The sequence below is a fragment of the Hymenobacter gummosus genome (assembly GCF_003970915.1).
Classification (GTDB): domain Bacteria; phylum Bacteroidota; class Bacteroidia; order Cytophagales; family Hymenobacteraceae; genus Solirubrum; species Solirubrum gummosum.
Genome location: NZ_RXOF01000003.1, coordinates 213,138 through 230,056 on the forward strand (window position 1 = coordinate 213,138; position 16,919 = coordinate 230,056).

Below are 16,919 nucleotides of genomic sequence, written 5' to 3' on the forward strand. Positions count from 1 at the left end.
GAAAGCCGATTCCCCCCTCAGCAGAGAAGTGGCCTCTTCCTACCTCAGCCCCAGTACGGGCGCGGGCGGCGGCTGGTAGCGCAGCGTCCCGCTCAGCGTGTCGGCGTAGATGATCAGGCTGGTTCCGAGGCCGGCGGGCAGGCCGAAGCGGACTTCGCTGGGGCGCTGGGGCAGGCGGAAGCGGGACACGGCCGCCAGGCGCAGGCGGCGCAGCTCGGTGGGCCGCTCCCGCGGGAGGAGCAGTAGCGTCTGGTCGTCGGGGCTGAACAGGTAGTGCGTGCGCGTCTGGCGCAGGTACTGGTAGCTCAGGCCGCGGCCGTCCTGGTAGCCGGTGGCGGTGGGGCCCAGGTGGAAGCGCGTCAGCACCCGCCCGTCGACCAGGTCGAGCAGCAGGGCGTTGGCGCGGGGCAGCGGCGTGGGCAGGCCCTGCTCGTCCACGTCGGGGGCGTAGGCCACCAGGGCGGCGCGGGTATTGAGCAGGCGGGTGCCGGCCACCTGCAGGCCGGGCAGGGCCAGTTCCACCGGCGGGCGGCCCGCCGTCAGCACGGCGTAGCGGGTGAGCAGGGTGCGGCCGTCGGGCGTGAGCACGCCCGGGGCGGGCTGGTCCTGGGCGCGCTGCTGCAGGCCCAGGTAGCGCAGCTGCCCCGTAGCGGCGTCGAGCAGCACCAGGGCGGTGGCCGTCCAGTCGGTGTCGAAGGCGTTGAAGCGCACGGTGAAGGCCAGGGCCCCGAAGCGCGGCAGGTGGCCCACAAACACCGGCGCCTCGGGCACGCTCTCGGTCACCAGCTCCGGCCCCAGCGCGGCGGCAAAGTCGGTTTTGCGCAGGGTGGTGGTGAACTGCGGCGGCCGGTCGGGGCGGCGCAGGCGCAGGGTGTACACCGCATCGAAGCCCGAGCCGCTGGCCCGGCGCCGGGTCAGCTCGGCCGGGGCCAGCTGCCCGGCCAGGGAGTCGCGCAGCACCAGCTGGTGCCGCCCATCCACCCGGGCGCTGGTTTCGACGCGGTAAAGCTGCCCGTCGAGCTGCACGCTGCGGGACGCGGGCTCGGTGGGCAGCGGCTGAAACGGCAGCACGGTGTCGGCCACGGCCGCGGGCGCCGCGGGGGGCAGGGGCACCTCGGCCGCGGCATCGGCGGGGCCCGGCGGCACCGGCCGGCAGCCCGTCCCGAGCAGGCCCAACCCCAGGCCCAGCAGCCAGCTACGCAGCGTCGTGGAATGCATCATTCACCAGTAGTACCGAAAATTCGGGCCGCAAGATGCACCGCTGCGGCGGAATGTCGCGGCGGCAGCCCGGGCCGGGCCAGGACTGCCGCTGTAACGGAGGCGAACGTGCATGCATCCCGGCTGAGCGGCGGCTGGTGCGACGCCTCGCCGCCAACGGGCCCCTTCGCCCCGTACCAAACGCGAGGCAGCCGGGCATCTGGTATCCCGCGATGTTGCGCCTTTATTCTGTCGACAGCGTTGCAGCTCTGGCTCCTCGTACTCTGTGAGGTGGCCCGCCCGGGGTGGCCGACGGGCGCTGGCAACTGGCCCAAGCCGGCCGGTACGCGCTACACCTGGGCCACGCTGTTGGGGCCGCTGTCGAGGGCGTTTTTGCCGGCCCGGATCAGCTCGGGCACGGCCAGGGCCAGCGAGGCTACCGACACCACCGTGGCCGTCTGGCAGTAGAAGCACAGGGCTTTGTTTTCCTTCCACTCCTCGCGGGCCAGGGTGAGGTTGGTGGCAATGTCGCCCAGGAGCTTGGCGCCCATCAGCAGCGGCAGCCAGGGCTTCATCAGGGCGCGGTCCTTGCCGCCGGCCGAGGCCAGGGCCGTAGTCAGCCCGTAGGTGATAATCATGCCGGCCGCGTCGGGCGTGTCGAGGCGCTTGTAGGCGTAGTCGGAGGCGTCGACCTTGTCGGAGTCGAAGGGGCCCACGGGCGGGTCGGGCAGGTGCCGGACGATGCCGGTCTGGTAGAGCGTCACAATCTGGCCCAGGGCCACGCCCAGCAGGGACAGGCCGATAATCCAGCGGCGGCGCTGCAGGTCGGGGGTGCGGGCCGTGCGCAGCTCACGGCTGAGTTGGGTAGGATTCATAGGATAGGGTACGAGGGTGTGAGGGTACGAGTCATCAAGGGGTACGCGGGGCCGGCGCGCGGGTTCTTGCCGAGCGGGGCGGCTGGCGCGCTGCCGGGGCCGCGTCGGCCAGCATTACTTATCTTGCCGCCCATGTCTTACCAGTTGCCCGAAACCGCCCGCCTGGCCCTGCGCCCCATCACCGCCGCCGACTTCGACCTGTACCTGCGCTTTCAGTCCGACGAGCAGATCATGCAGCACATCGGGGCGCCCCGCTCCGCCGAGGTGGTGCGCCAGTACCTCGACAACATGCCCGCCGACTACGCCCGCTGGCCCGGCATGGGCCGCTGGTTTACCGTCGAAAAAGCCACCGGGCAGGTGGTCGGCATTCACCTGCTCAAGCCCCTGGACACCTCCGAGCACATCGAGCTGGGCTACCGCCTGCTGCCCGAGGCCTGGGGCAAAGGCTACGCCACCGAAATGGGCCGGGCACTGGTCGACTACGGCTTCCAGCAGCACGGGCTGCGCCAGGTGGTGGGCATCACCTCCGCCGAAAACGTGGCCTCCCAGCACGTGCTGGAAAAGTGCGGGCTCAGCTTCCGGGGCATGGCCCACTACTACGGCCACGAGCAGCGCTTCTACGCCATCGACAACCCTACTGAACCAGTAGCCAGATTACGGCGGGCCGCTTGGCCCTGATGCTGACTACCGCGTGTTCCGGGGGGCCACGGTGGTCTTTCCGACGGCGGCTGGCTGAAACGCATCCACCCACACCCTGACACCTGATAATCAACGCCTAACGCGCTTACCGTGCCCGCCGAAGCCCAGCTCCTACTCGTTGTGGAAACCACCTTGCGCCTGCCTGGCTTGGGCACGCTCGTGGGCTCCGGCCGCCACCAGGCCGCCCTGCGCCGCTTTCCGCTGCACAGCAGCCTGGAAGTGGAGCTGCGCCGGCCCGATGGCCCGCAGCGGCTGCCCGCCACCGTGGAGGAGCTGCAGCGCCCCGCCGACGCACCCGACGCCGACGCCACGGCCGACTACGTGCTGCTGCTCGACGCCGACGCCGTGGGCGAGCTGCCCGCCGGCACCGAAGTGTGGCTGCCCGCCGAGTGGGCCGACATCTACGGGCTGTAGCGGCGGCCGATAAGTTGGCCCGGCCCAAGAACCGGTTTTCCGGCGCCGCCCTTGCGTCGGTCCACGTGCTCCTGACGACCCTATGCTCCTACCCTTATTCGGACTTGCTTTCGGCGTTGTAATTAGTTCTGTGCTCGGAGCGGCCGTCATTGCGGTTCACCCCCAATGGAAGCTTAACTCAACCAACATTACCTTGTTTGTCGTCGGCTCTTTTACGGCTGCGGTGTGCTCCTCCCTGGTCTATACCTGGATTTTTGCGGACGAAAACCGCCGCTTGCATTCCGCGGCAGCAGTTTTGGGTTATCTGGCCACGCTTTTGGTAGCGGTATTGCTGGGTGGCACTTTAGCGGTTTTCATTGGCCGGAAATTGTTCCGGCCTTCTGAGTAGCCGCTGCTTCGGAACCAAAGCAGCCGGTTGAGGCAAAGCGGGCCGGGCTGTACGCGCAGGCCCCCACCAGGCGGCCAGAGCAGTAGAGCCAAGCATAAATGTACTCAACCAGCCAGCCGCAGGCAGCCTTTCGGGGAAGCGTAGCGGCGGGCCCAAGCGCCGACGCCCCCAGTAGCCTCGGCCCCGCGCCGCACCTGCTGTACCGGCTGGCCGCGTGCAGCAGGCCCAAGCGTCGCTCCTGGGGAAGTTGCAAAACCAGGCCGCCAATCGCGCCCGGCTTACTGACCCGCCGCAGCCGGCGCGGGCTGCAGTTCCAGCCGGATCTTGCCCACCTGCTGGTTCCAGCCATCGATGACGTTGGCCGGCGCTTCCGGGGCGTGGTACAGCGTATGTTCGCCCGCTTCCGCCAGCAGCTGCCAGGTCTGCGTGGCCGGGTCGGCCCAGCCCAGCCACGACGTGACGGCCGCCCCGTCCGCCGCGGCTTCGACCACCTGCAGCAGCAGGCCCCCGTGCCAGGGCTGGCTAAACGCCGTGACCAGCCGGCCGTGCAGGCCGGGCAGCGGCGGGGTGGTCGAGGCCAGGCTTAGCGGATTCTGGTCACCGGTATCGGCCCAGTCGTCCCACAGCTGCTCCTGTTCGGGAGCCCAGCCCGCGTCATCGTCCAGCAGCTCGATGCGCAGCGTGGGCGTATCCAGCAAGCACACCGGCGGGGCAGGCGTCGGGGCAGCCGGGACTGGCTGGGGCGAAGCCGGGCGCCACCGATTCCACGCGAGGTGGTGGAGGCCGGCCAGGGCCAGCAGCACCAGAATGCCCGCGGCCAGCACCAGCAGAAAGACCGCACCGACCTTGTCGGCCAGGGTCTCGGCCGGCCGGGGCGTCACTACTCTACTTACGAGCCAGCGCATATCAGTGCAGGCAGCCCATGTACAGGCTGCTCTTTACCCGAAAGGCCCGGGGCGCGGTGCGCCGCACCACGGCCAGCAGGCTGTCGGCGGGGCCGGGCTGCTCGAAGATGCCGGCTACCAGGGCCATGCTTTTGGGGTGGGCCGGGGTATAGAGCACGGTGTATTCCACGCTCAGGGTGGAGTCGCCCAAGCGGCGCGGGTAATAGTCGCCGGCGTACAGGTCGTCGAAGGACTTGTCGCCGGGCGGCGCCTCGTCGGGCAGGCGGATGAGGTTCTTTTTCGCGTCGTAGAAGCGGCCCATGGAATCGATGCGCTGGGCGGTGGCGGCCTGCAGGCGCAGCATCTGCCGCAGCAGTGGGCGGTACTGCCGGCTGGTATCGGCAATGACCACGTAGCGGATTTCCGTCTCGTCGGCAAGCGAATCGGCCGCCTCGTTCGGGGACATTTCGTTCGGGACGGCCGTAGCAGCCACCGGCGCCGCGGGCGGAGCCGCCGCGGGAGTATCGGCGGCAGTGGCCAGCGCAGCCGTGCGGGCGGGATTGTCGGCCGATGAGTTGCAGCCCGGCAGCAGCAGGACCAGGGCGGCGGGCAGCGTAGCGGCCAGAAATAAGCGGGGCATAAAGCAGATACGGCTAACGTACGCCCCAAGATAGGCAGGGGCGGCGGCGCCAGCAACGTCCGGCGGCCGCTACGCTCAGGCAACCTGCCGCAGCCAGGCGGCGGCTTCCTGGGCGCTGTTGAACACGCGGTAGTGCAGGGCGCCTTCGCGGGCCCCTTGCATGAGCGTGCTCATGGCCAGGCGGGCAAATACATCCTCGGGCAGCAGCACGGCGGCCACCATTTCGCGCTGCACGGCGTGGCTGACCTGCAGCCACTGGTCCTTGATCCAGGTGCGCTCCTCGTCGGAGAAAGGCGCCAGCAGGCGCTGGTTGGCCAGCATCTTGTTCCAGCCCCGGCGCCGCAGCAGGTGCTCCAGGTGGTTGAGAAACGCCTGGAACTCGCTCAGCACCCGGGGGCCGGCGTTGTAGTCGACCACCACGTAGCCGTCGGGGTGCTCGTAGAGGCGGCCGATGGGGTTTTCAAAGTACAGCGGCAGGCCCGAAAGAATCAGCATACAAGCAAAAGCAGGAAGAAACAAAGGGCGGCAACCAGGGGGCAAAACTAGGCGCGGGCTGGGGAAGTTCCTACCCGGGCCCGGCTGCTTCTGGCGGGCCCGGCTACCGCCGCCGGGCCTTTCGGCCGTATCTTTACCCTTGCATGAACGCTCCCGCCCCCGCCCTACCCCCGCCCGCCGTCGACGCGGCCCAGCTGCAACCCTTTCTGCGCCAGGCCGCCCAGGATTTGCTCCGCCGCTTTTCCGGCGCCGAGCTGTCGGACCTGGTGGTGGTGGTGCCCACGCGCCGGGCGGTGGTGTACCTGAAAAACGAGCTTGCCCTGGCCGCCCCGCTGGGCGAGGCCCTGTGGAGCCCGCGCGTCACGTCGATGGAGGACTACATGGTGGACCTGGCCGGCGTGCAGGTGGAGGAGCCCATTGCCCTGCAGCTGCTGCTCTACGACATCCTGCGCGAGCTGGACCCCAACCTGGATTTCGACCTGTTCACCGGCTGGTCGCGCCTCTTGCTCGACGACTTCTCCAACCTCGACCAGAACCTGGCCGACCCGGGCAGCCTGTTTGAGTACCTCTCCGAAGCCAAGGCGCTGGAGCGCTGGGACCTGACCGACACCCCGCCCCGGGCCTCGGCCACCACGGCCTGGTTTAAGTTCTGGGACGACCTGGAGAAGGTGTACCGCCGCCTGCGCCGCCGCCTGCAAATCGACAAGCTGGCCTACCCCGGCCTGGCCTACCGCCTGGCCGTGGACGCCATGCAGCGCCGGCTGGAGCGCGAGGAGCCGGTGCCGCGCCACGTGTTTCTGGGCCTGGGCACCCTCTCGCGTTCCGAGCAGCGCTTGCTGAAGCTGCTGCTCAAGGCCGACAAAGCCGAAGTCCGCTTCGACACGGACCGCTTTTATACCGAGCCGGGCACCGTCAACCGGGCCGGGATGCCCTTCCGCACCATCCGCGAGTACCTGGACCTGGGCGCGGAGGCCATGGGCTTCGCCGAAACCGGGGCGGTGGACCTTTTGCGCACCTTGCCGCGGCAGGTGCGCCTGATCGGGGTGGCCAACAACTCCATGCAGGGCAAGGTGGCCGGGCAGCTGGTGGCCGAGGGCCTGCAGCTGCGCCCCCGCGGCACGGTGGCCGTGGTCTTGCCCGACGAGACGCTGCTGCTGCCGGTGCTGCACGGGCTGCCGCCCGCCGAGGTGCCGCAGTTCAACGTGACCATGGGCCTGAGCTTCCGCAGCACCCCGCTGTTCAACCTCATCGACCTGCTCTTCGAGGTGCACCTGACCGGCATCCGGGAGGGTGAAACCGCCTCCGACTACGGCGTCCGCCGCTACCACCACCTGACGGTGACCAAGCTGCTGGCCCACCCCTTCCTGCGCCGCTACGAGCAGTGGCTCAACCAGCAACCCGAGCAGCCCGAGTTTCACCACGTGCTCGACCACCTCTGCCGGCAGATCGTGCAGCGCAACGCCGTGCTGCTGACCGAGGACGAGCTGCGCGAGCTGGGCCGGCACCACCCGCTGGTGGAGGCGCTGTTTCGCCCCTGGCGCACCTGCGACGACGTGGTGCGGGCCTGCTACGACCTCATCGACCGGCTGCGCGAGGTGTACCAGCACGAGCACACGGCCATCGAGGCGGAGTACCTGTACCTATTTTACACCCTGGTGCGCCAGCTCGATTCGGCCTTCGACCTGCGCACCCAGCGGCCCTCGGTGCGCTCCTTCCGGCGCTTTCTGTACGAGCAGATGACGCGCACCCGCCTGCCCTTCGCCGGGGAGCCCATTGCCCAGGTGCAGGTGATGGGCCTCTTGGAAACCCGCGCCCTCGACTTCGACCACGTCATCATCCTGAGCTGCAACGAGCAGATCCTGCCCGCCCCCAAGCGCAACAACTCCCTCTTTCCCTACGACGTGCTTACCAAGTACGCGCTGCCCACCTACGCCGAGCACGAGGCCGCCACCTCGCACCAGTTCTGGCGCCTGCTACAGCGCGCCCGGCAGGTCGATCTGGTGTACATTCTGCCCGGGGCCGAGGGCGTGCAGGCCGGCGAGCGAAGCCGCTTCCTGCTGCAGATCGAGCACGACTTGCGCGACCAGAACCCCAACCTGCAGGTGCTCGACCTGACTGCCTCCGCCACCGTGCTGCCCTCGGGCGAGCTGGTGGGCGGCGAAATAGCCCGCGGCTCGGCCACCTCCCCCACCGCCGGCATCCCCCTGGATCAGCAGCCCTTGGAAGGCGCCGCGCCCCCGCCCGCCGCCCCGCAGTCGGCCAGCCAGAAGTACGAGGGCGACCTGGTGCTGGAAAAGGACTACGAGCTGCGCGGGGCCATCCGCGGGCTGCTGGAGCGCGGGCTGTCGGCCTCGGCCCTAAACGAGTTTCTGACCTGCTCGCTCCGGTTCTACTTCTCGCGCATTGCCCGCTTTCAGGAGCAGGAGGGCGTGCAGGAAGAGCTGGGCGCCGACGTGTTCGGCACGGCCGTGCACTACGTGCTGGAGCAGCTGATGATGCCGTTTTTCAAGAGCCAAACGCCCATCACCGCCGCCGACCTCGACGCCTGGCTGCCCCGGATTTCGGGCCTGCTGGAGCTGGGCCTGGCCCTCGACGACGGGGCCGAAACCGAAAACCCGCGCCAGCAGCTGCCCGACGAGGGCCTCAACCACGTGCTGCGCGGCGTGGGCGTGCGCCTGATTGAGCGGTACTTGGAAACCCTGCGCCAGCAGATAGAAACCGACGGGCCGCTGCGGGTGGTGGGCCTGGAGGAGGAGCTGCACGGCACCGTGTTCGTCGACGTGCCCGAGGAGGGGCGCGTGGCCGTGCGCCTGGTGGGCTACGCCGACCGCGTGGACGAGCTGCCCGACGGCCGCCGCCGCATCGTGGACTACAAAACCGGCGCGGTGCACGGCGGCGGGCTAAACCTGCTGGGCGGCCCGCGCAAGAAATACACGCCCGAGGAAGCCCTGGAACGCCTCGTGACCGAGCCCGGCGGCGGGGCCGAAAAAGTGCGGCAGCTCTGGCTCTACCGCCTCATGCTGGCCCAGCGCGGCTTCGCGGCCGCCCAGGCCGCCATCATTCCCCTGCGCGACCCGAAACCCGAGCCCCTGGAAGCCGACCTGTCGTTCCTCACTTCCGACGGCCAGCTCTTCGAAGAAGCCAGCCAGCAGGCCATGACCCGCCTGGTCACCCGCATGCTCGACGCGCAGGAGCCCATCCGCAAAACCGACGACCTGAACGTGTGCCAGTACTGCCCCTACAAGGGCATCTGCGCGCGGTAAACGGGGCTGACGGCTCACCCTGCTGTCATTGCCGCGCTTCGCTCGCAATGACGGCCGGTGCCGCCCTCTTCGCCGGATACTTTTGCATCTTCGCGTTTTACTCTGATTCCCTTTCTCCCATGGACGAATTTATGCAAGTCGCCATCGACGAGGCCCGGCTGGGCCGCTCGCAGGGTGGTATTCCGATTGGTGCCGCGCTGGTGCGCAACGGCGAGCTGGTGGCCCGCGGGCACAACAAGCGCGTGCAGGAGCTGAACCCCATCCTGCACGGCGAAATGGACTGCCTCAACAACGCCGGCCGCCAGCGCACTTACCGCGACACGGTGCTCTATACCACCCTGATGCCCTGCTACATGTGCGCGGGTACCATCGTGCAGTTCAAGATTCCGAAGGTGGTGGTGGGCGAAGACCGCACCTTCGGCGAGTCCCGCGCCTTCCTCGAAAGCCACGGCGTGCAGGTCGAAATCCTCGATCTGCAGGAGTGCGTGGACATGATGAACGAATTTATCGAAGCCGAGCCCACGCTCTGGAACGAGGACATCATGGAGCTGTAGGCCCGTTTAGCCTCCCTTCGGCGCCCCGCCGCCCGCGGGCCCCGTTCACATCTTTGTGTGAGGGGCTGATGCGGGCGGCGGGGCGTACTTTTGGGGCATGGAACAGGCCCCGCTTTCCGCCACCAAGCGCTGCCCCCACTGCGGGCAGTGGTCGGACTACCGGCAGCAGCCCGACGACCGGTGCCAGCACTGCCACGAGCTGCTCGACCCGCTGGGCCCCCAGCGCGCGGCCGAGATGGAGCAGGCCTGGAAGTGGGAAATGCCCCCGGCCATGCTTATTCCCATCCCCGAAACCGAACCGGCCTGGCTGCGCGGGCTGAAATACGTGGTGCGCGGCGGGCAGCTGCTGTTCGCGGCCACCGTGTCGTTTATCGTATGGTTTCTGACCACCCTGGCCGGCTAGCCCTGGCGCCGCTGCGCCGGCCCCTGTTCGGGGCCTGCGCCGGGCTCTACGGCGGCTACCAGCTGCTCAGCCGGGGCCTGCACCAGCCGCTGCCGGGCTGGGTCACCAGCTGGCTGGCCGATGCGCTGGCCATGCCCGTCATCCTCACCCTGGCCCTGGTGGCCCAGCGCCTGCTGCGCCGCCGGCCCCGCTTCGTGCTGCCCGACGCGTGGCTGCTGGCCGCCTGGCTGTACGTCAGTCTGTGGTTTGAGCTATTGGCCCCGCGCCTACACCCCGCCCGCTACACCGCCGACTGGCTCGACGTGCTGGCCTACGCCCTGGGTACCTGGGCTTTCCGCCGCTGGCTGAACCGGCCCTAGCCCGGGGCAGCCTGGCGGGGTCAACCTCGTCCCCTGCTTTCTGCGTAGACCTTCATTGCCGCCCGCCGCGCCCTGTGCCCGGCGGGCGGCTTGTTTCCACCAACCCCTCCCGCATGGTTTTCGACGATTTGCACCGGGTTATCAATACCTACTGGACCCAGTTTTTGTACCTGCTGCCCAAGCTCGGGGTGGCGCTGCTGCTCCTCATCATTGCCGTGTTCGTGGCCAACCGCCTCAGCCGCCTCATCGGCGGGCGGCTGCACGGCCAGTCGCACGACCCGCTGCTGGCCGAGTTTCTCACGCGCCTCATCAAGTGGGCCCTGCTGCTGGTGGGCCTGATGCTCTGCCTGCAGGTGCTGGGCATGACGGGGGTGGTCAGCGGCATGGTAGCCGGCGCGGGCCTGACGGCCTTTGTGGTCGGCTTCGCGCTCAAGGACATTGCCGAGAACTTCCTGGCCGGCGTGGTGCTGGCCTTCAACCGCCCTTTCCGCATCCACGACACCATTCAGATCAAGGACAACAAGGAGCTAATGGGCCGGGTGGAAACGCTGAACCTGCGCACCACCCTCATCAAGACCTTCGACGGGCGCCACATCTACCTGCCCAACGCCCTGGTGCTGCGCGAGGCCCTCATCAACTTCACCCGCGACGGGTTTATCCGCCCCGACTTCCAGGTGGCCGTCGACATCGGCCCCGACGGCAGCTCCGAGCGGGTGCAGCAGCAGATTATGGAGGTCGTGAGGGCCGCCCCCGACGTTATCGACGAGCCCCAGCACCGGCCCTACATCACCCTGGACAAGGCAGAGGGCACGGTGCTGACCCTGCACGTGTACTTCTGGACCAGCTCCGAGGATTACCGCCGCGGCGTGCTGGAGCTGAAAAGTGAGCTGATGCAGGCCGTGCGCCAGCACCTCGGCAAGCAGGGCTACCCCAAGCCGGCTACGGTGAGCTAGAGAGACGGAATTATTTTCGCGCCCCTGACCCAATTCTTTAGTAGTCAACAGAATCAGCTCAGCCTCTGACTAGCCGCGGAGCGGCGCCACGTCAATAGCATCCGTCTGCAGGAAATGCCCCCGAGCTCCGGGGAGCGGCACCCTACCCACACGGGCAAGGTGCCGCTCCTCCGGAGCTCGGGGCGTTCTGATCCGTCTGCTGCTATTGAGGTGACGCCGCTACGCGGCTGGCAGGTGGGACCAGAGCTACCACATTGCCCGATTGGACCAGCCCGTCATGCCGACCACTGGGGCCTCCTACCCGCTGATGGCCGCCGGTAATTTCCGGCCCTGATAGGTAGCACCGCCCAACGCGCCGCGGCGGCGTTGGGCCGGGCGGCGGCTTCTGCCTATTTTAGCCGGTCTTTTCCGCCGCCGCGTGCCCCAGCTTCCTTTTCTGCGCTGCTTGCTGTTCCTGCTGCTGCTCTTGGGGTTGCGCCCCGCCGGGCGGGCCCAGGGCTGGCAGCCCGATGCCACGCTCAGCCGCCTGCTGATTCACCAGCTGGTGCAGGACCCGAGCGGCCTGCTCTGGGTGGCGGCCGAGGAAGGCCTGTTTCGCTACGACGGCTACGACCTGGTGCCCCTGGCCGACCTGGCCGCGCTGCCTCCCGGCCTGCGCCTCGACCGCGCCGTGGTGCTGACCCTTGATAAGCAGCAGCGGCTCTGGATTGGTAGCAGCCGCGGGCTGTTTTGCCTGCAGGGCCGCCGCCTCACCCAGCTGGCCCTGCCCGGCGTGGGCACGGCCCCGGTGGTGGTCAATGCCCTGCTGCGGCACCCGCGCAGCGGCGCCCTGTGGGTGGGCTACGCCGATGAGGCCGTGGCCGTGTTTGCCGATGCTGCCCGCCCCGGCCGCCGCGTGCCGCTGGCCCTGGGCACGCCCGCCGTGTGGCTGGGCCCGGCCGACGACAGCGCCGTGTGGGCCGTGTCGGCGGCGCACCGGGTGGCGTACTGCACGCCCCGCCGCGGCACGGTGCGGCCCTACCGGCCGGTGGCCGAGCTGCGCCCCCTGGCCGGCACCCGGCCGCTGCAGCTGCTGGGCACCCGCTCCCTTTACCAGGAGCAGCCCGATGGCACGCTGCGCCCGGTGCTGCGCTGGCTGCCCGGCCGCGACGAGGCCAACTTCGTGCCCGGGCAGCGCGGCTCCGACTGGCAGTGGGCGGTGGCCGGGCAGCTGGTGCAGCTCAGCCGCCGGCCCGGTGCATCGGCGTCGGATCAGCTGCCCCAGGTGCGGCTCAGCCCCGCCGCCTTCGAGCGGGCGGGCCAGCTGCCCCGGCCCTACACCGTGGTAACCGACGCCAACGGGCTGCGCTGGGCCTACTGTCCCTCGCAGCGCGGCTGCTACAAGCAGCGCGCCGGGGCCGAAGCCATTGAGGCCCTGCCCTCCCGCCCGCTGGCCCGCTACAGTACCCGCACCATTCTGCGCCTGCCCGACGGCCGCCTGCTCGTCAGTGCCTACGGGGCGGCGCTGGTGCAGCCCGCCGACAGCCCGCAGGCCCCGCTGCGCCCCTGGCCGCTCTACGAACACGGCCGCCCTTCCGAAGCCGTGCTGCTCGACGCGCTCAGCACCCCGGCCGGGCAGGTGGTCTTTGCCGAGGAAAACCACCCCTTCGGCCTGCTCGACTACCGGCGTGGGCAGCTGCGCCGCCTGGCCCTGCCGGCCACCGATACGGCCTTTATCAGCAGCCTGTGCGTGCTGCGCGACAGCAGCGGGGCCGTGTGGGGCGGCAGTAGCCGCGGCCTCTTCCGCCTCGATCTGGCGCGCGCCCAGGCCCGCCCCTACCAGCACCCCGGCCGCGCTGCGCTGCCCTTCGATAAGCTCGAAATCCAGAAAATAGCCGCCGCGCCCGGGGGCTGGCTGTGGCTGGCTACCAGCGGCGGCCTGTACTACCTCCACCCTCCTACCGGCCGCCTGCGCCACTTCGGCACCGCCGAGGCCGGCCCCGCCCGCCTGCCCACCGACGACCTGCTCAGCGCCTGGGCCGCCGCCGACGGCAGCGCCTGGGTGGCCACCCGCGCGGCCGGGCTGCTGCGGGTGCACCCGCGGCAGGGCCTGCGGCGCCAGCTCACCACCGCTACCGGCCTGCCCAGCAACACCGTGGGCACGGTGCTGACCGACGGGCAGGGCCAGGTCTGGGCCGGCACGTTTGCCGGGCTGGTGCGCTACGACCCGGTGCGCGGCCGCCTCACCGTGTTCAACGAAACCGACGGCCTGGCCGACGCTGAGCTGAACCGCCAATCGGCCTGGCGGGCGCCGGACGGGGAGCTGTACTTCGGGGGCGTGGGCGGCCTGCACCGGGTGCTGCCCGCGCGGGCGGCCGGCGGGCGGCAGCGGGCCCCGCGCCTGCTGCTGAGCGCCTACACCCAGCACCACAGCCGCCCCGATACCACCCAGACGCACCACCTGCCCGGCCCCCGGCCGCCCGCCCTCACCCTGGCCCCCACCGACGCCTTCGTGGAGCTGCACCTGGCCCTGACCGACTACCTCGCCCCCGAGCAGGCCCGCTTCGAGTACCGGCTGACGGGCAGCGCCGACGAGCGGTGGCGGCCCCTGGGCAATACCCACGTGCTGAGCTTGCGCGGCCTGCCCGCCGGCGACTACACCGTGGCCCTGCGCGGGGTATCGGGCCGGGGCGTGGCGGCCCGCAACGAGCTGCGCGTGCCCCTGACGGTGCAGGCCGTGTGGTGGCGCCGGCCCTGGGCCTGGCTGCTGGCCGCCGCGCTGCTGGGGGCCGGGCTCTACGGGCTGCACCGCCGCCGCCTGGCCCGGGTGCGGCGGGTGGAGCGCCTGCGCAGCCGCATTGCCGCCGACTTGCACGACGAGGTGGGCACCCTGCTCACCCGCGTGAGCCTGCAGGCCGAGCTGCTGCGCCAGACCCAGCCCGAAGCCAACCCTACCCTTGACCGCCTGCTGAGCAACAGTCGCCAGGCCGCCGGCACCATGCGCGACATCGTGTGGGGCATCGACGCGCAGGCGGATACCGCGGGGGCCCTGCTCGACCGCATGCGGGACCACCTCGACCAGACGGCCGCCCCGGCCGGGCTGGCCACCGAGCTGCACGTGCGCGGCCTGCGCGACGCCCAGCCGCTGCCGCCCGAGCTGCGCCAGCACCTCTACCTCATCTTCAAGGAGGCCGTCAGCAACGCCGCCCGCCACGCCCAGGGCGCCACCCGCCTCGACGTGACGCTGGCGCGGGAGGCCGGCACGCTGACGCTGCGCGTGGAAGACGACGGCCGGCCCACCGGCGCGGCCACCCGCAGCGGCATGGGCCGGCGCAACATGCAGCAGCGAGCCGGGCTGCTCCACGGCACGCTTACGGCCGAGGCCCGGCCGCAGGGCTTCGTGGTGAGCCTGCAGGTGCCGTTCTGAGCAGGAGCCGCCCCGCCGCCGGTTTTGAAGCCGGGCAGTTGGCCCGCGTCGACGAGGGGCCTATCTTACCGCCTCAGCTTTAGCAATTAGCAGTATGGCGCGGGTTATCAATAACCTCCTGACGAGAGGCCTGAGCGGGGCCGTAGGAGGCCTGGTGTTTCGGCAGGTACAGGAGCAAACGATAGTTTCGGCGGCGCCCAACAAGACGGCAGCGCCGGCGTCGCCGCGGCAGCAGGCGCACCGCCGCCGCTTTTTCGAGGCCCAGTGCTATGCCACCGGCCAGATGCAGGACCCCGCGGCCAAAGCCTTGTACGCCACCGGCATCGACGCGCGGCGCACCAGTGCCCGGGTGGTAGCCATTGCCGACTTCATGAATCCGCCGGCCGTGGTAGCAGCCGATTTGGCGGGCTACCACGGCCGCCCGGGCGACATCATCAGTGCCTGGGCCACCGACGACTTTGCCGTGACGGCCCTGACCGTACGCCTGGTTTCGGCGGCCGGGGTGCTGCTGGAGGAAGGCCCGGCTACTCTCCTCCCCGATGGCTCCTGGCGCTACACCTTAGGGCAGCCCCACCCCGCCAGCGCCGGCACCCAGGTACACCTGACGGCTTTCGACCGGCCCGGTAACGCCGGCAGCCGCACCTACCTGCTCTGACTTGGCGCACGTCCGGCAGAATCCAATTCAGGACCACCGCTCTACAGAGAGAGGTAGCACGAAAGTCTAGAGGCAGTCTAGACAGACTCTAGACGGAGTGTAGAGGCACTACGTAGGAAATATCCAACTTCACCGCCCCCCCATCCGCTTACCCGTGTCAGGGAATGCCGTGGCTACAATGGCAACCGGCTGCCCGTCTCGGGCCGGTCGGGCTTGCCGCGGCCCAGGGCGGCAGGGGGCCGGGGCTTACTGCCGCAGCAGGGCGACGACGGGGGCAATGAGCTTCTGGGAGCCGGCGGCGTCGAGGTGGATGCCGTCGGGGCTCATGGTTTCGATGTCGAGGCCGGGGGTGTGGTAGCCGTCGACGAACAGGCAGTGGGTGCGCTGGGCCACTTCGCGGAAGGCCGGGCTCAGCTGCGCCACGCGCTGGTTGCCGCCCTGGTACTTGGCCGTGGCTTCGGCCCGGCGGCCCTGGGGCGGCGGGGCGATGATGATGAGGCGGGCCCGGGCCAGCGCCGGGTACGGGCTGCCCTGAATGCGGCGAACGAGCTGCTCCAGGTGGGCGGGCACCTCTGCCTGCCGGTTGGCGAATACGGCTTTGGCGTCGTTGGTGCCCAGGGCCAGCACCACGTAGTCGTAGGGCCAGTCACGGGTGAAGTCGGCGGCCCGGCGCAGGTTGTCGTCGATGACCAGCAGGGAGTTGAGGCTGCTGTCGCCGTTGTTGACGAAGCCGATGGTGCGGCCCGATTTGCTGAGGTTGAACACCCGCGTGTTGGGTAGGGCGCGCCCGAGCTGCTGCGGCCAGCTGTGGGGAAAGATGCCGTTGCTGTCGCCCAGCGTCAGCACGTTGAGGGCCTTGCGGGACGGCGGGGGCGTGCGGGCGGCCAGGCCGGCCAGCAGGCCCAGCAGCAGGACGGCCCAGACGCAGCATTGCTTGCTCATGCGGGTTGGTCGTTGGGCGGCACGCGGCGCCGCGGCCGGCAAGTTAGCGGGGCGCCGCGGCCGGCGCCAGTTCCCGGCGGCGAGCCGGCCCGGGCCGGGCCGGGCTCAGATCTGCCCGCGGGCGGCGCGGCTCACCAGCTCGGTGCGGGAGCTGACCTGCAGCTTGCGGTAGATGCGCTTGACGTAGGTGCGCACGGTTTCGACCGACAAATCGAGGCGGGCGGCTACCTGCTTGTCGCCCAGGCCGTCGACGATGGCCTGCACCACTTCCCGCTCGCGCTCCGACAGCAGATCGGACTGCATGCTGGGGCTGGGCTTGAAGTGGGCCAGCACCTTGCGGGCCACGGCCCGGCTCATGGGGGCCCCGCCGCTGACGACTTCGAGCACGGCGGCCTTGATGTCGGCCAGCGGGGTGTTTTTGAGCACGTAGCCGGAGGCGCCGGCGCAGAGGGCGCGGTAGATGCGGTCGGCGTCGTCGAACACGGTTTGCATGAGCACGTCGGCCTCGGGCAGGCGCTGGCGGATGAGGGGCAGCGCGTCGAGGCCGCTCATGCCGGGCAGGTGAATATCGAGCAGCACCACCTGCGGGGCGGCGGCCAGGTCGGGCAGCTCGCGCAGGAAGGCTTCGACGGAATCGGCCACGAGCACGCAGCTGAGCTCGGGCTGACGGCAGAGGTAGCCGCACAGCAGCTCGCGCACTTCGGGGTCGTCTTCGACCAGGGCCAGGCGAATGAGATTCATAAGGACAAAGGACGGAAGGTGGTGGAGCGAAACCAAAACCGGCGACGTCCC

The 16,919-nt window shown here is 69.8% G+C and carries 17 protein-coding genes; 10 read left to right on the plus strand and 7 right to left on the minus strand.

The features are described from left to right. Positions 1 to 39: 39 nt before the first annotated feature. Together EJV47_RS07050 and EJV47_RS07055 are read right to left on the minus strand one after the other, a co-directional pair. Entirely contained in the window at positions 40 to 1,221 is a 1,182-nt protein-coding gene (locus tag EJV47_RS07050; protein WP_126692441.1) for a hypothetical protein, read from the minus strand. A 326-nt stretch (positions 1,222 to 1,547) separates the two neighbouring features. After that, a complete protein-coding gene (locus tag EJV47_RS07055) occupies positions 1,548 to 2,072 on the minus strand; it encodes a vitamin K epoxide reductase family protein (protein ID WP_126692442.1) in 525 nt (174 codons plus the stop codon). Between the two features lie 132 nt (positions 2,073 to 2,204). Between EJV47_RS07055 and EJV47_RS07060 the strand changes: the two genes are divergently transcribed. From EJV47_RS07060 to EJV47_RS07070, 3 genes are all read left to right on the plus strand, one after another. Further along, positions 2,205 to 2,750 carry a GNAT family N-acetyltransferase gene (locus tag EJV47_RS07060; RefSeq protein WP_126692443.1) on the plus strand — a complete coding sequence of 182 codons (546 nt, stop codon included), beginning with the start codon at positions 2,205 to 2,207 and terminating at the stop codon, positions 2,748 to 2,750. 111 nt (positions 2,751 to 2,861) lie between these two features. Next, positions 2,862 to 3,185 (plus strand): hypothetical protein, encoded by a 324-nt coding sequence (locus tag EJV47_RS07065; RefSeq protein ID WP_126692444.1) that lies wholly within the window; start codon positions 2,862 to 2,864, stop codon positions 3,183 to 3,185. 82 nt (positions 3,186 to 3,267) lie between these two features. Continuing rightward, on the plus strand, positions 3,268 to 3,573 hold the full coding sequence (locus EJV47_RS07070; RefSeq protein WP_126692445.1) for a hypothetical protein: 306 nt from the start codon (positions 3,268 to 3,270) through the stop codon (positions 3,571 to 3,573). A 278-nt stretch (positions 3,574 to 3,851) separates the two neighbouring features. Here the strand turns inward: EJV47_RS07070 and EJV47_RS07075 are convergent, their stop codons facing one another. From EJV47_RS07075 to EJV47_RS07085, 3 genes are all read right to left on the minus strand, one after another. Continuing rightward, on the minus strand, positions 3,852 to 4,478 hold the full coding sequence (locus tag EJV47_RS07075; protein WP_126692446.1) for a hypothetical protein: 627 nt from the start codon (positions 4,476 to 4,478) through the stop codon (positions 3,852 to 3,854). A 1-nt stretch (position 4,479) separates the two neighbouring features. Continuing rightward, positions 4,480 to 5,097, minus strand: a complete 618-nt coding sequence (locus EJV47_RS07080) for a hypothetical protein (RefSeq protein WP_126692447.1) — start codon at positions 5,095 to 5,097, stop codon at positions 4,480 to 4,482. A 75-nt stretch (positions 5,098 to 5,172) separates the two neighbouring features. Continuing rightward, entirely contained in the window at positions 5,173 to 5,592 is a 420-nt protein-coding gene (locus EJV47_RS07085) for a hypothetical protein (RefSeq protein WP_126692448.1), read from the minus strand. A gap of 143 nt (positions 5,593 to 5,735) precedes the next feature. Here EJV47_RS07085 and EJV47_RS07090 point away from each other — a divergent pair, with 143 nt between their 5' ends. From EJV47_RS07090 to EJV47_RS07120, 7 genes are all read left to right on the plus strand, one after another. Further along, on the plus strand, positions 5,736 to 8,855 hold the full coding sequence (locus tag EJV47_RS07090; RefSeq protein WP_126692449.1) for a PD-(D/E)XK nuclease family protein: 3,120 nt from the start codon (positions 5,736 to 5,738) through the stop codon (positions 8,853 to 8,855). A gap of 119 nt (positions 8,856 to 8,974) precedes the next feature. Then, positions 8,975 to 9,409 carry a nucleoside deaminase gene (locus EJV47_RS07095; protein WP_126692450.1) on the plus strand — a complete coding sequence of 145 codons (435 nt, stop codon included), beginning with the start codon at positions 8,975 to 8,977 and terminating at the stop codon, positions 9,407 to 9,409. 97 nt (positions 9,410 to 9,506) lie between these two features. Then, positions 9,507 to 9,812 (plus strand): hypothetical protein, encoded by a 306-nt coding sequence (locus tag EJV47_RS07100; RefSeq protein ID WP_126692451.1) that lies wholly within the window; start codon positions 9,507 to 9,509, stop codon positions 9,810 to 9,812. Next, on the plus strand, positions 9,785 to 10,171 hold the full coding sequence (locus tag EJV47_RS07105) for a magnesium citrate secondary transporter (RefSeq protein WP_126692452.1): 387 nt from the start codon (positions 9,785 to 9,787) through the stop codon (positions 10,169 to 10,171). Before EJV47_RS07100 ends, EJV47_RS07105 begins: the two co-directional genes overlap by 28 nt. A gap of 113 nt (positions 10,172 to 10,284) precedes the next feature. Then, positions 10,285 to 11,124, plus strand: coding sequence for a mechanosensitive ion channel family protein (locus EJV47_RS07110; protein ID WP_126692453.1), 840 nt, complete (start codon positions 10,285 to 10,287; stop codon positions 11,122 to 11,124). 418 nt (positions 11,125 to 11,542) lie between these two features. Then, entirely contained in the window at positions 11,543 to 14,530 is a 2,988-nt protein-coding gene (locus EJV47_RS07115; RefSeq protein ID WP_126692454.1) for a sensor histidine kinase, read from the plus strand. Positions 14,531 to 14,624: 94 nt separating this feature from the next. Further along, positions 14,625 to 15,185 carry a hypothetical protein gene (locus EJV47_RS07120; protein WP_126692455.1) on the plus strand — a complete coding sequence of 187 codons (561 nt, stop codon included), beginning with the start codon at positions 14,625 to 14,627 and terminating at the stop codon, positions 15,183 to 15,185. Between the two features lie 246 nt (positions 15,186 to 15,431). On the opposite strand, the gene EJV47_RS07125 is transcribed toward EJV47_RS07120, so the two are convergent. Continuing rightward, entirely contained in the window at positions 15,432 to 16,127 is a 696-nt protein-coding gene (locus EJV47_RS07125; protein WP_126692456.1) for a GDSL-type esterase/lipase family protein, read from the minus strand. Positions 16,128 to 16,232: 105 nt separating this feature from the next. Beyond that, complete coding sequence (locus EJV47_RS07130; RefSeq protein ID WP_126692457.1) at positions 16,233 to 16,868, minus strand: response regulator transcription factor; 636 nt, start codon at positions 16,866 to 16,868, stop codon at positions 16,233 to 16,235. Positions 16,869 to 16,919: the final 51 nt, after the last annotated feature.

Bases quoted from the DNA above. Each gene is read 5' to 3' on its own strand.
- EJV47_RS07050 (WP_126692441.1), bottom strand. From the start codon at position 1,221: ATGATGCATTCCACGACGCTGCGTAGCTGGCTGCTGGGCCTGGGGTTG.
- EJV47_RS07055 (WP_126692442.1), bottom strand. From the start codon at position 2,072: ATGAATCCTACCCAACTCAGCCGTGAGCTGCGCACGGCCCGCACCCCC.
- EJV47_RS07060 (WP_126692443.1), top strand. From the start codon at position 2,205: ATGTCTTACCAGTTGCCCGAAACCGCCCGCCTGGCCCTGCGCCCCATC.
- EJV47_RS07070 (WP_126692445.1), top strand. From the start codon at position 3,268: ATGCTCCTACCCTTATTCGGACTTGCTTTCGGCGTTGTAATTAGTTCT.
- EJV47_RS07075 (WP_126692446.1), bottom strand. From the start codon at position 4,478: ATGCGCTGGCTCGTAAGTAGAGTAGTGACGCCCCGGCCGGCCGAGACC.
- EJV47_RS07080 (WP_126692447.1), bottom strand. From the start codon at position 5,097: ATGCCCCGCTTATTTCTGGCCGCTACGCTGCCCGCCGCCCTGGTCCTG.
- EJV47_RS07085 (WP_126692448.1), bottom strand. From the start codon at position 5,592: ATGCTGATTCTTTCGGGCCTGCCGCTGTACTTTGAAAACCCCATCGGC.
- EJV47_RS07090 (WP_126692449.1), top strand. From the start codon at position 5,736: ATGAACGCTCCCGCCCCCGCCCTACCCCCGCCCGCCGTCGACGCGGCC.
- EJV47_RS07095 (WP_126692450.1), top strand. From the start codon at position 8,975: ATGGACGAATTTATGCAAGTCGCCATCGACGAGGCCCGGCTGGGCCGC.
- EJV47_RS07100 (WP_126692451.1), top strand. From the start codon at position 9,507: ATGGAACAGGCCCCGCTTTCCGCCACCAAGCGCTGCCCCCACTGCGGG.
- EJV47_RS07105 (WP_126692452.1), top strand. From the start codon at position 9,785: ATGGTTTCTGACCACCCTGGCCGGCTAGCCCTGGCGCCGCTGCGCCGG.
- EJV47_RS07110 (WP_126692453.1), top strand. From the start codon at position 10,285: ATGGTTTTCGACGATTTGCACCGGGTTATCAATACCTACTGGACCCAG.
- EJV47_RS07120 (WP_126692455.1), top strand. From the start codon at position 14,625: ATGGCGCGGGTTATCAATAACCTCCTGACGAGAGGCCTGAGCGGGGCC.
- EJV47_RS07125 (WP_126692456.1), bottom strand. From the start codon at position 16,127: ATGAGCAAGCAATGCTGCGTCTGGGCCGTCCTGCTGCTGGGCCTGCTG.
- EJV47_RS07130 (WP_126692457.1), bottom strand. From the start codon at position 16,868: ATGAATCTCATTCGCCTGGCCCTGGTCGAAGACGACCCCGAAGTGCGC.